Here is a 12,241-nt window from a genome sequence, read left to right as displayed (position 1 = left end):
CAGATAAATACAGTGATAACAAGGCGTAAATTTTGACATGTAGTTGTTCTACTTGAAAAAATTATAACGCAGTTAGCGCTTTATTTAGCTCGCTAGAATGGTTAAATATTTAAGTCGATTGGTATTAGTTCGCTGTTTTATTTTTATACAGCTTGTATTAAGTTATGGTTCAGTAATGGGGTCTTGTCAAGAAACACCAATGAGAGACGAAAGCAAAAAAATCAGCGGGGATATATTTAACTAGAGTTCGGGTTATTTAATTAATCAAACCCCCAGCTTTGTTTTATTATCAGTCATTTTTCATGATAAAATCATTTTCTTAATGATAGATACTAATGAGCAACTCCCTTCGTGCCACATAGCAAACTTTTAGAACCGATTAAGCAATTTTTACGTTGTGAAACCCCTTTAGGGTGGATTGATGAAGCCACTAAAAAAGAAAACCTAGCGGTTATTTTAATTGATCATCTCATCTGTGAGCTTAAAGCCGCGCAATCTGCGATGTTTTTAATTCGTAAATATGCCGTGGATAAACAAAGCAGCGATGCCTTGCTTGAGTGGCTAAAGCCGTTTGAAACGCTGATTTACAAGCGTGAAGGGAATTGGCGCGATCTTGCGGCTAAAAACAAACTGACTAAAGCAGTGATCCCAAAATCTGATTCAGCTTATGGGCAAGATTTGGTTGATAAAATGGTGATGTTGATCAAAGAAGAGCTGCACCATTTTTATCAAGTATTAGAGATCATGGATGAGTACGGTGTTGAGTATCAAAGTATTACGCCGTGTCGTTATGCTAAGGGTATGCTAAGACATGTAAAAACCTTTGAGCCAGATGCACTCGTAGATAAGCTTATAGTCGGTGCTTACATCGAAGCTCGTTCGTGCGAACGTTTTGCTGCGCTTGCACCCCATGTAGATAAGCGTTTAGGTGATTTTTATATTTCGTTATTGCGCTCTGAGGCACGCCACTATCAAGACTATTTAACTCTTGCCCAAGAAATTGCTGGTTTTGATATTACCGAGCGGGTTAAAGAGTTTGGTGAAATTGAAGCGCAGCTAATTACATCTTTGGATGACGATTTTAAGTTTCACAGTGGTACGCCGGTAAATAAAAGCGCTTAACTAACACCAACATTTGCTGCAGCTTTTCAAATCATGCTGTAGCACATACTTTATTATCAAAAGTTTTTTAAATTAGACACATCAAAAACTCTCACCTAATATTTATAGCAAGTTAAATTTTGATTTATCAGTTATTTTATTGCTTTGCAATGCATTGTAAATGAAAGGCCATTGCTATTATTATTTTGGTGGGTATATATGGATGAAAAAGAAGGATTATTTGTATTTTCTGCTGAGGAAGAGTTAGTAAATACCGACCTTAAAGTATGGAAAATTTTAACTGTTGAGGATGATCTCGATTATCAACACGCATTAATTAATAGCTTAAAAGAATTAAAGGCCAAAGAAGGCTACAAATATGAGTTATTAGCGGCCAACTCAGTACCAGAAGCTGCGCTTGCTTTAAGTATGCACCCAGATATAGCACTTGTTTTTATCGATGTGGTTATGGAAGAAGATGACTCCGGACTGCGTTTGGTTAATACCATCAGAGAAGTGATTGGCAACGCTGAAATGCGTATCGTGTTACTAACAGGGCAGCCCGGTTTCGCCCCTGAAACCGATGTGATGAAAATGCTCGATATTGATGAGTACTGGAATAAGTCTGACATTTCTGCACAAAAGCTTGAATCAATCGTTAATAGTAATATGCGCACTTGGCAATATATTTCGCAAATAAAAGCCGCTAAACAAGGTTTGCAACTTGTGCTAGATGCATCAAGGAGCATTAATAGCAAACATGATATGGGCTCATACTCTGCTGCGGTGCTGCAAGAGCTAAGTAATATTTTAAAAATATCAGAGGGAGGCGGCATCCTTTGCTCAAGTAATCTAGACAAAGATGCTGGTGCTGTAATTCTGACTACTAACGGCTGCTTTAATGGTATGAAAGGGCAAAAAGTAGATAGCAATTTACTGGCCGATATGTACGATGACTTCCAGCTAGCTATTCAAGAAAAACGTCATGTTTTTTCAAATCAGCATAGTATATTTTTCTTTGAAGCAACCATTGCTGAAGGCACTCACTATATTACCCTGGTAAAATCAGATAACCCCATTAGTGAAGAAAATGAATATTTATTAAAAGTATTTAGTGAAAACGTAAGTAGCGGGTTTGCTAATATTTCATTATTAAATAGATTAACCGAGCTTGCCTATACTGATGTTTCATTAAATTTACAGAATAGAAACTGGTTAACTCGCGAAATTAAAAATATGAACGTATATGAGCAATCAAAAATGCGTTTGATTATTTTTGATATTTACCAGTTTGATGAAAAAGCTTTTACCTTTGGTTACGATTTTTGTAAAAAAATCATAAAACTCGTTCATAAAAGTATTGTAGATGTTTTTTCAATGTATGACCCCAGAATTGCGATTATTAGTAATCGTAGCTTTGGCATGCTCATCAATGTTGATTTTGATATTGCCGATGATATTACGCATTTTCATAATAAACAAAAGTACGAAATTGAAAATGTTAAGCAATTTATTGACGTAAGAGTGTTGGAGTTAAAGTTAAGTTGCGCATCAAATATTACTCCCGAAAAAGTAATTAGCCTAGCAGAGTCGAGTTTAAATTACATGCAAGTAACTCAAACGAAGTTTATTTTGCATACTGATGAAAAGACAGTTGCAATAACAAGGCGTTATGAGTTGATGGCGCGCCTTAGGACGGCTATTAGTATCAAAGAATTGCGTGTCGCTTTACAGCCAAAAATGTGCCTGAAAACATTAAAACCAATTGGTTTTGAAGCGCTAGCTAGATGGCAGTTGGCTGATGGCAGCTTTGTAAATCCAGAAGAATTTATAGAGCTTGCTGAAACCGCTGGTTTAATTAATGAGCTTGATAATGTTATTTTTGAAAAAATACTACAAACTATTAATCAACTAAAAAGCTGTGGCATAAACTTACCCATTGCATTTAACGCATCATCTTATGACTTGATCGAGCCTTCTTACTTTGAGTCTATCAAAAGTCGGATTGAGGAATATAAAGTATCTCCCTCGATGCTGGAACTTGAAGTGACAGAAACGCAAGCGATCAGTAATTACAATTTCATTAAAGAGGCTTTATTACGGTTTATGGACTTGGGTATTAAAGTAAGTATTGATGACTTTGGTACGGGTTACTCGTCGTTAGCGCATATAAATGAAATACCGTCGAATGCGATAAAAATTGATCGCTACTTTGTCAGTAACCTTGAGCATAATATAAATAATCAATACATGATAAAAATGATCATTAGTCTCGCAAAGCAATTTGATTTTAAAATTATAGCTGAGGGTGTTGAAAACGAGTTTGAGGTGCAATGGTTAAAACAAGCTGGTTGTGAAATGGCCCAAGGTTACTTTTTTTCAAAACCGCTATTTTATGATGATTTACTGATCTGGTTAGCACAGTTTGATAATGTAAATGACTAAAAAAAGTAACTCATTTTATAGCGACAAAAAAGGCGTACTCATAAAGTCGCTGTTTATTTTATTTGTTGCGATATTAATTGGCTGGCTGGTGTACGAGCAAGTTTATCAGTCAAAAGTAACCATAATAAAAGAGCGCCAAGATGAAAAACTAGTGCTTGTGAGTACTGATTTATCTAAAGAGCTAAGCAGTATTAAAAAACTCACTCAGCTGTTAGCAAATGGCCAAGTATTAAAAAGTAATACAGGTTTAAATACATTGAGCGCTCAACAAAGCGACAAGCTCATAAATGATTATTTTTTAAATTTTGCCTCTGTATCAACCAATATCTCACAAATACGTTGGCTTGAACGCAGTGGTAAAGAACGTTATAGAATTAATTTCAGCAATAAAAAAAGCGAAATTGTTGAGGTATCACAATTACAAAATAAGCAAAATCGTTATTATTTTAAAGAAGGGATGTTAGTTGCACCACCGAATACATTTATTTCAGAAATTGATTTAAATATTGAGCGTGGAAAAGTTGTTGTCCCGCATGAGCCAACAATTAGGGTGACTTACAGAACGCAAGGTGGTGATTATTTAATAGATGGCTTGTTAGTAGTGAATTTTAATCTGGATTATTTATTTAGTAATATTCGACAATATGATGAAAAAAACACCCAAGTAAATATTCTAAATCATGATGGTTATTGGTTGTATAATAAGGATCCCGCATTACAGTTTGGGTTTATGTATAATCAAGTTAATAACTCGCTAGCAAATAACTCTCCAGCGCTTTGGCAACATATCATTGAACATGACGTACAAAGCACCTCACGTATTTTTCATGACAGTTTATATACTTTCATGCGATTCTCTATTGTTTCACTACGTGAATCAACACAAAGAACCGCAGATTCAGATAAAGAGATTATTATACTTATCGGTAGCCCTAAAGAGCTGCTGTATAATGCAAAAATGACTGCTTTTCAATATGCTGCTCTGTGTAGTGTTGTTTTATGTATTTGCGGTTTTGGTTTTAGTTACCGTGAATATTTATTCCAACAGCAACTAATTACTTTATCTTATAAACTACAGCGTGAAAAAGTAGAGTTAGATAGCGTCAACAAACAGCTCGATTTAACTATAAGGCAGCAGCAGCAATTACAAACAAGCTTACTCGAAGCTCGAAAACTATCGTCTTTAGGGTTGTTGGTGGCGGGGGTTGCTCATGAGATGAATACACCCATTGGCGGTGCTATTATCTCAGTATCTAACGCGAATGTGGTTATTAATAAGTTGAGTGACGCGATAAAAACCGGATTAACTAAATCGCAATTAGATAAAAGCACACAGAGCATTGAGGAAAATTTAGGGTTAGCTAAAATTAATTTAAATAAGGCAGCGGTATTAGTTAAAAGTTTTAAAAAAATGGCGATAGACCGTCATAATGATGATGTCATCACATGTAATATAAGAAAAATAACTGAAGATTTACTGATCTCCCTTAATTCAAGATTAAAAAACTCAAACGTAAAAGTGAAAACCTTAGTTGATACTGAGCAAGATATAAAAAGCCGACCAGGAATTATTTCCCAAGTGCTAGAAAACCTGATAATGAACGCACTAACCCACGGGTTTGCCAAAAATCAAGTCGGTGAAATTGAGATAAAAATAGCACAAGCTGCTAGTCAATCCATTAAATTAACCATTTCAGATAGCGGTGTTGGGATTAAAGCAGAGTCTCAACAGTACATCTTTGAGCCTTTTTACACCTCAGCTCGTGGTATTGGCAATACTGGGCTTGGCTTATATATGGTGCACCAATGGGTTACACACATTTTGCAGGGGGAAATTAAATTACAGTCCAATCCACACTCTACAGAGCGCTTTAAAACTGAGTTTACTATTACTATACCCAAACTATCTTAAGATGCAGAATTCGTTGCTTGGAGTGATAGTCATATAAGCATTTGTGTTTTAACGTTTTAAAAATTGTAGGTATTGCTCAGTCTTAGCTTCTGAAAAGCCATGGCGTAGGAGAACTTGTGCGGCCTCACCATTATTTACAATGGTGTTGAAACCGTTTTCTAATTGTATTAATTGTTGCTTACTTTGCACAGCAGATTTGGAAAAAATAATATATAGGTAGTGGGACGCTAAATGAGGAGGGATATATACGATTGACTGTCCTGTTTGTAATTGTGGATGATTGTTTAACCAGTACTCACAGACTTCTTTGGTACCAGCTACTAAATCAACGCGGCCAAGCTGTAACACGCGTAAGCTGCTGATCAAGTCATTAGTCGCTGTAACAGCTAAATTATGTTCACTACTAAAACCCTCGCTAACTATATAATTACTACCTTTACTTATGCTGTATGGCTGTAATGACGTTAAACTGCCATCGTAATTTATTTTGCTACTTTTTCGTTTAAATAATCCAGTAAATGACTTTGCTAATGGTCGTGAATAGTGGAATGTTTTTTCTCGCTCGGCGCTATAATAAGCCCCTAAAAGAGCTGTTCGCTTATTTTTTTCAAGTAATCTTAGTGCACGAGCCCAAGTTGTAAACTCAATGCTAGCTTCAATATCTTGGCTTGCTAATGCAGTAATAATAATATCAGCTAACCAACCTTGTTGCGGCAGTTGCTCTGAAAAATACGGGGGAAAAGGCTCGGTAACAAAAAGCCATTTATCTTGGCTGTATGTATGGCCTGCGTAAAATAAACAAATAAGTATGAAAAATAATTTAAGCATTACGACCAGTACTAAAAACGATCAATATCGTAAGCGTAGACAATATTTTATATTTGTGCGAATGGTTCACTCACTAGTTCTTGTGTCTGTGCGGTAACAACTAAATAAGAGCCTTGAGTATACCAATCACCCAGCACTGTGCGAGTGAGTGTTTGCTTATCTACTTCATAATGATGCACATTAGGGCGATGGGTATGGCCATGGATCATATGTTTTACTTGGTGTTTTGCAAATGTTGCTAGTACCGCTTGTTCAGTAACATCTAATATTTCAAGCGCTTTACCGGTTTGATTTTGCTTTGATTTTTCTCTGGCATTTTGCGCAACTTTACGACGATACCAAAGTGGCATAGCAAGCATTAATCTTGGCCACCACCAACTGCGGCCTTTTTTACGAAACTTTTGATATTCAATATCTTGTGTGCACATTTCATCGCCATGCAAAATGACAGTGGGAGTGCCATATAAGTCAATTACCAGCTGTTCGGGTAATAAAGTCATTCCTGCTTGTTTGGCGTATTTATCGCGCATAATGAAATCACGATTGCCATGCACAAAATATACTGGGGTGCCGTTATCACTCACTACTTTTAAATGCTTTGCAACTTCAGTTGAGAGTGCAGTTACATAGTCATCACCAACCCATACTTCAAAAAAGTCACCAAGTATATATAGCGCGTCTACATCCTTATTAATAATATGCGTATCTAAAAACTGATAAAAAGCTGCACTGATATCTGGGCGATTTTCACTTAAATGGAGGTCGGCAATAAAGTAGGTTTGGCGAGTCATAGGTAAGTCTTTTAAAAATAAATAAAGCGGGCATATACGTATAGCATAGATACCCGCTAAAACGCCACGTTACGTGGGTAAGCGTACTATTAGTTTACAGTTACGCTTGTGATGATAACGTCATCAAGAGGTACGTCTTGATGAAAGCCTGTGCTACCTGTAGCAACGGCTTTAATTTTTTCTACTACGTCCATGCCTTCAACAACTTCAGCAAATACACAGTAACCCCAGCCTTGAGATGTTTCGCTGCTGAAGTTTAAGAAGTCATTGTTATTCACGTTAATGAAAAACTGTGCTGTTGCTGAATGTGGATCAGGAGTACGTGCCATAGCAAGTGTACCAATCTTATTAGAAAGGCCATTGTTTGCTTCATTTTGAATAGGATCATGCACTTCTTTTTGTGTCATACCTGGTTCAAAACCACCGCCTTGTACCATGAAACCATCAATTACACGGTGAAAAATAGTGCCGTCGTAAAAGCCTGCGTTAGCATACTGTAAAAAGTTTTTAACTGTGTTTGGCGCATCTTCTTTGAGCATGTTAATGGTGATATCACCAAAATTTGTGTGTAGAACAACCATGTGGTTTCCTATTAGCTGATTTATTTGCCGCTATTTTATCTTAGTTAGCTAAGATTAACAAAGTGCTTATTCAATTGATAAAGCGCTAGAGCAGGGGCTTTTCAAGTGTTAACATAGCGATTCAAGTAAATAGTCAAGGACTTAAAATAAATGGTAAATATATACAACACACTCACGCGTCAAAAAGAGCAATTTAAACCTATGGTCGACGGCAAGATCGACATGTATGTGTGTGGTATCACCATTTATGATTATTGTCACATTGGTCATGCCCGCACATTTGTTAGCTTTGACGTGATCGTACGTTATCTTCGTCACATTGGTTATGATTTAAAGTATGTACGCAATATCACCGATGTTGATGACAAAATCATTAAGCGTGCGAATGAAAATGGCGAAGCGATTAATGACTTAACTGTGCGTATGACAAAAGCAATGCATGAAGATTTTGATAGTCTAAACATGTTGCGTCCAGACATTGAACCTACAGTCACAGGTCATATGGACGAAATTATCGAAATGGTTGAACGACTAGTTACTAAAGGCCACGCCTATGTTGCAGCCGACGGCGATGTTTTATTTGACGTCTCAACGTTTGAGCAATACGGTGCATTGTCACAGCAAGATTTAACTATGCTACAAGCCGGTTCGCGTGTTGAAGTAGCACAAGATAAAGATGATCCACTTGATTTTGTGTTATGGAAAAAAGCCAAAACGGGTGAACCATCATGGATATCACCGTGGGGCGAAGGTCGTCCAGGTTGGCATATTGAATGTTCGGCAATGAGCTCAAAGCATTTAGGTGAGCATTTTGATATTCATGGCGGTGGTTCAGACTTACAGTTTCCACACCATGAAAATGAGATTGCGCAATCATGCTGTGCAAATAACGGCAAGTACGTCAATACCTGGATCCATACGGGTATGGTACAAGTAAATAAAGAGAAGATGTCAAAATCATTAGACAACTTCTTTACTGTTCGTGATGTACTTAAAGAATATGATGCTGAATCGGTTCGTTATTTTTTAATTTCTGGTCATTACCGCAGCCAGTTAAATTACTCGCAAGAGAACTTAGATCAAGCACGTTCGTCGCTTGAGCGTATTTATACGGCACTTCGTGGTGTTGAGCCTATCAGTTGTGATTTAGCAACAAATGAACATGTGGCTAAATTTAGAAAAGCAATGGATGACGACTTTAATACACCAGAAGCATTACCGGTGTTATTTGAATTAGCCAAAGAGCTAAACCGTGTAAAAGACGTTGATGCTGAGCAAGCGGGTAAGTTAGCATTTGTACTGCGCAGTCTTGGGGAAGTGTTAGGGGTTGCTCAACAAGCACCAGAGGCATTTTTACAAGGTGGCCAAGCAGATGACGAAGTTGCCCAAATAGAAGCGTTAATAGTTAAGCGTAATGAAGCGCGCGCGAGTAAAGATTGGGCTGCGGCTGATGAAGCGCGTGATGCTTTAAATGCACTTGGGGTGATACTGGAAGACTCTGCAGGTAAAACTACATGGCGTAAAGCGTAATTAATTACCTTACTAGTGCCAGTCAAATAGGCATTGCTAAATAAGACATATTTTAGTAAGTATTTTATTAGTAAGTATTACAAAGGGTTGCCAATTTGGCAGCCTTTTTATTTTTTCTAGCTTGACCTCAACTTAACCTTAGGTTTTACCTTTGCGTTTCTTAGTTATTTTGAAAGGAATGAAATGAATATTTTTCTTGCCATGATCCCTGCTTTTTTATGGGGCACCACCTATGCGGTCACTAAATATGCCACCCCAGATTGGCCGCCAATATTACTTGGCGCGTTACGAGCATTACCTGCGGGTTTACTGTTATTTGTGCTTAAACCATCATGGCCTAAAACAAAACAGTGGCGCGGTTTAGTATTATTAGCTGTGGTTAATATTGCCCTGTTTTTTAGTTTTATTTTTATTATGGCGGTTAATTTACCAGCGGCAATTGCCGGTGTTGGTATGGTCTCTGTGCCTGTGGTTGCGTTGATTTATGCGTGGGTTTTTAAAAAGCAGCGTCCAGCGTTTTTGCAATCGGTGTGCGCACTTATATTAGTGATTTTGGCTTGGCGATTATTTGATCCCCAGCATGTCACGATTAATGCCTTAGGAGTATTCGCTTTAATTGGTGCGTTGTTAACAATTGTTGTTGGTAGTACTTTAGTGCAAAAAATGTCTACCCATACTCATTGGTGGACGGTATTAACATGGCAGCTGATCATTGGCGGATCATTGTTATCATTAGTAGCAATGACTCAAGCTATTTACTTTGATCCACAACAATATCAAGTACTTGCTAATGGTGTCAGTTCAATACAGTGGCTTGCATTATTTTGGTTAATTGTGCCAAATACAGCGCTTGCGTATATCTTGTATGTTTGGTTACTTGGCCGCATGACGGTGGTTGAGTTTACTTTTGGTACGATTGCTAATCCGATCGCAGGTATTATTTGCGCCGTTGTATTACTAAGTGAGCACTATCAAGTTTGGCAATATACGATAATGGTTTTAATGATTTTCTTCTCTGTGCTGCCGCAATTGTTAAAGCTAACACGGCGCCAGCGCTCAGCTAAAATAGTCTAACAAATAACAACAAAGGGTTGCTAAACAGCAACCCTTGTTAATTCTTGATGCGACGTTAGAGGCTAATTAGCTATGGTATTTTTCACAGGCCTCAAGAGTATTTTCAATCAAGCTTGCTACTGTCATTGGGCCAACGCCGCCAGGTACTGGCGTGATGAAATGTGCTTTTTGTTCAGCGATATCATACTGTACGTCACCGACTAATTTGCCGCTATCTAAACGATTAATGCCTACATCGATCACAATTGCACCTTCTTTAACCCAATCCCCAGGAATAAACTCAGGTTTACCAACTGCAACAACTAACAGATCAGCACGGCGTACATGAGTTTCTAAATCTTGCGTAAATTTATGACACACAGTGGTTGTACAACCAGCAAGTAATAGTTCCAATGCCATAGGACGACCAACAATATTTGAAGCGCCAACAACAACTGCATGCATGCCTTTGTATTTTACACCGGTCGAATCAAGCAGTGTAATAATACCTTTTGGCGTACAAGGGCGAAGAGCAGGCATACGCTGTGCTAAACGGCCAATGTTATAAGGATGAAAGCCGTCAACATCTTTGAGTGGAGTGATATGTTCAAGGATTCTTTCAACATCAAGACCAGCGGGAAGAGGAAGTTGTACTAAAATACCATCAACTTGTGCATCGTTATTGAGCTCATCAATTAAATCTAATAATGCTTGCTCGTTTGTATCTGCTGGTAAATCAAATGATTTAGAAATAAAGCCAACTTCTTCACAGGCTTTACGTTTTGAACCTACATAAACTTGGCTTGCAGGATCTTGCCCTACAAGTACAACTGCAAGTCCAGGTGCGCGCAAACCGTTTGCAACACGTTCACTTACTCTTTGTGCTACTGCACTGCGTACTTGTTTAGCTATTGCCTTACCATCGATGATGTTTGCCGTCATGGGTGACCTTTAATTGGGGTTAGTTAACTTAATACCGATACTTTAAAAACGAATGCATACAGAAATAGGGGTAATATAATGCTAATAAAGAACACGTTCTTTATTACTCGTTTTTAATATGCTTACTATTTTCGCAGAAAAGCGCTAATGCGCCAAGTTGCTTTTCTGATATACCCGCTAATTATATAAAACAGTTGAAATTTTAGCTGATCCTCACAATATTTAACCATTGTGAACTAAAAATGACCGATTGATTTATTTTCTTAAAAAAAGGTTTGACCTGACACGGTCAAATCACTATTATGCACCCCGTTGTCAACGAGGTCACTCGCTAACAATAGTAAGCATCGGCGATTAGCGCAGTTTGGTAGCGCACTTGGTTTGGGTCCAAGGGGTCGCAGGTTCAAATCCTGCATCGCCGACCACTTTCTCAATTATAAAGAATGGTAATGATTGGTTTGGGTATGTCCCATGCAGTCACAGGTTAAATGCTGAAAAGCAGACGACTTTCTATTATAATAGATTGGCTTATTGGTAAACTATGAAGTTTTCGATGCGCCCATAGCTCAGCTGGATAGAGCAACGCCCTTCTAAGGCGTCGGTCGAAGGTTCGAATCCTTCTGGGTGCACCATTTGAAAACATGTAAATATAGCGGTGGTTGTAGCTCAGTTGGTAGAGCCCCGGATTGTGATTCCGGTTGTCGTGGGTTCGAGCCCCATCAGTCACCCCATTTAAAAAAGAATATCGGCGATTAGCGCAGTTTGGTAGCGCACTTGGTTTGGGTCCAAGGGGTCGCAGGTTCAAATCCTGCATCGCCGACCACTTTCTCAAAAAGTGGTCTCAAATACAAAGTTTGAGTGTTCAATGAAAACGAGGTTTAATACTTCAATATCGGCGATTAGCGCAGTTTGGTAGCGCACTTGGTTTGGGTCCAAGGGGTCGCAGGTTCAAATCCTGCATCGCCGACCACTTTCTTAAAATCTATAAAAATTCTAAAAATTATTTATTAACTTAAAATTTCATTTATTCTCTTCTTGATAGCTGATAGCTGATAGCT

General features: G+C 38.0%; 9 protein-coding genes and 5 tRNA genes. 10 read left to right on the top strand and 4 right to left on the bottom strand.

Annotated features, from left to right (window positions below; genetic code table 11):
• Nucleotides 1-351: 351 nt before the first annotated feature.
• The 3 genes from H5163_RS20430 to H5163_RS20420 all read left to right on the top strand — a co-directional run bounded on the left by H5163_RS20430 (nt 352) and on the right by H5163_RS20420 (nt 5,458).
• Nucleotides 352-1,122: a tRNA isopentenyl-2-thiomethyl-A-37 hydroxylase MiaE gene (locus H5163_RS20430; RefSeq protein WP_182735847.1), complete on the top strand. Its 771-nt coding sequence runs from the start codon at nt 352-354 to the stop codon at nt 1,120-1,122.
• 198 nt (nt 1,123-1,320) lie between these two features.
• The gene (locus tag H5163_RS20425) at nt 1,321-3,546 is read left to right on the top strand and encodes an EAL domain-containing protein (protein WP_182735846.1); all 2,226 of its coding nucleotides are present in this window, start codon (nt 1,321-1,323) and stop codon (nt 3,544-3,546) included.
• Nucleotides 3,539-5,458, top strand: a complete 1,920-nt coding sequence (locus tag H5163_RS20420) for a sensor histidine kinase (RefSeq protein WP_182735845.1) — start codon at nt 3,539-3,541, stop codon at nt 5,456-5,458. Before H5163_RS20425 ends, H5163_RS20420 begins: the two co-directional genes overlap by 8 nt.
• A 48-nt stretch (nt 5,459-5,506) precedes the next feature.
• On the opposite strand, the gene H5163_RS20415 is transcribed toward H5163_RS20420, so the two are convergent.
• From H5163_RS20415 to H5163_RS20405, 3 genes are all read right to left on the bottom strand, one after another.
• Nucleotides 5,507-6,286 carry an ABC transporter substrate-binding protein gene (locus H5163_RS20415; protein ID WP_182735844.1) on the bottom strand — a complete coding sequence of 260 codons (780 nt, stop codon included), beginning with the start codon at nt 6,284-6,286 and terminating at the stop codon, nt 5,507-5,509.
• Nucleotides 6,287-6,333: 47 nt separating this feature from the next.
• Nucleotides 6,334-7,077 carry a UDP-2,3-diacylglucosamine diphosphatase gene (locus tag H5163_RS20410; protein WP_182718149.1) on the bottom strand — a complete coding sequence of 248 codons (744 nt, stop codon included), beginning with the start codon at nt 7,075-7,077 and terminating at the stop codon, nt 6,334-6,336.
• Nucleotides 7,078-7,166: 89 nt separating this feature from the next.
• A complete protein-coding gene (locus H5163_RS20405; RefSeq protein WP_145241476.1) occupies nt 7,167-7,658 on the bottom strand; it encodes a peptidylprolyl isomerase in 492 nt (163 codons plus the stop codon).
• Nucleotides 7,659-7,808: 150 nt separating this feature from the next.
• Between H5163_RS20405 and cysS the strand changes: the two genes are divergently transcribed.
• Together cysS and H5163_RS20395 are read left to right on the top strand one after the other, a co-directional pair.
• Complete coding sequence (gene cysS / locus H5163_RS20400; RefSeq protein ID WP_145241474.1) at nt 7,809-9,188, top strand: cysteine--tRNA ligase; 1,380 nt, start codon at nt 7,809-7,811, stop codon at nt 9,186-9,188.
• 183 nt (nt 9,189-9,371) lie between these two features.
• Nucleotides 9,372-10,262 carry a DMT family transporter gene (locus H5163_RS20395; protein ID WP_182735843.1) on the top strand — a complete coding sequence of 297 codons (891 nt, stop codon included), beginning with the start codon at nt 9,372-9,374 and terminating at the stop codon, nt 10,260-10,262.
• Nucleotides 10,263-10,328: 66 nt separating this feature from the next.
• On the opposite strand, the gene folD is transcribed toward H5163_RS20395, so the two are convergent.
• Nucleotides 10,329-11,183 carry a bifunctional methylenetetrahydrofolate dehydrogenase/methenyltetrahydrofolate cyclohydrolase FolD gene (gene folD / locus H5163_RS20390; protein WP_145241470.1) on the bottom strand — a complete coding sequence of 285 codons (855 nt, stop codon included), beginning with the start codon at nt 11,181-11,183 and terminating at the stop codon, nt 10,329-10,331.
• Nucleotides 11,184-11,531: 348 nt separating this feature from the next.
• Here folD and H5163_RS20385 point away from each other — a divergent pair.
• The 5 genes from H5163_RS20385 (at nt 11,532) to H5163_RS20365 (ending at nt 12,153) form a co-directional block, all read left to right on the top strand.
• Nucleotides 11,532-11,608 (top strand) — tRNA-Pro (locus H5163_RS20385).
• A gap of 130 nt (nt 11,609-11,738) precedes the next feature.
• Nucleotides 11,739-11,815 (top strand) — tRNA-Arg (locus tag H5163_RS20380).
• Between the two features lie 23 nt (nt 11,816-11,838).
• Nucleotides 11,839-11,914 (top strand) — tRNA-His (locus tag H5163_RS20375).
• A gap of 15 nt (nt 11,915-11,929) precedes the next feature.
• A tRNA-Pro gene (locus H5163_RS20370) sits at nt 11,930-12,006 on the top strand.
• A gap of 70 nt (nt 12,007-12,076) precedes the next feature.
• Nucleotides 12,077-12,153 (top strand) — tRNA-Pro (locus tag H5163_RS20365).
• Nucleotides 12,154-12,241: the final 88 nt, after the last annotated feature.

The organism is Pseudoalteromonas sp. SG44-8, from assembly GCF_014164125.1.
GTDB classification, from domain to species: domain Bacteria; phylum Pseudomonadota; class Gammaproteobacteria; order Enterobacterales; family Alteromonadaceae; genus Pseudoalteromonas; species Pseudoalteromonas rhizosphaerae.
This window is presented reverse-complemented; position numbering and strand designations above follow the sequence as displayed.

What these genes read in the sequence shown, in the direction of transcription:
- H5163_RS20425 (WP_182735846.1), top strand. Translation starts at nt 1,321, where the DNA reads ATGGATGAAAAAGAAGGATTATTTGTATTTTCTGCTGAGGAAGAGTTA.
- H5163_RS20410 (WP_182718149.1), bottom strand. Translation starts at nt 7,077, where the DNA reads ATGACTCGCCAAACCTACTTTATTGCCGACCTCCATTTAAGTGAAAAT.
- cysS (WP_145241474.1), top strand. Translation starts at nt 7,809, where the DNA reads ATGGTAAATATATACAACACACTCACGCGTCAAAAAGAGCAATTTAAA.
- H5163_RS20405 (WP_145241476.1), bottom strand. Translation starts at nt 7,658, where the DNA reads ATGGTTGTTCTACACACAAATTTTGGTGATATCACCATTAACATGCTC.
- H5163_RS20420 (WP_182735845.1), top strand. Translation starts at nt 3,539, where the DNA reads ATGACTAAAAAAAGTAACTCATTTTATAGCGACAAAAAAGGCGTACTC.
- folD (WP_145241470.1), bottom strand. Translation starts at nt 11,183, where the DNA reads ATGACGGCAAACATCATCGATGGTAAGGCAATAGCTAAACAAGTACGC.
- H5163_RS20395 (WP_182735843.1), top strand. Translation starts at nt 9,372, where the DNA reads ATGAATATTTTTCTTGCCATGATCCCTGCTTTTTTATGGGGCACCACC.
- H5163_RS20415 (WP_182735844.1), bottom strand. Translation starts at nt 6,286, where the DNA reads ATGCTTAAATTATTTTTCATACTTATTTGTTTATTTTACGCAGGCCAT.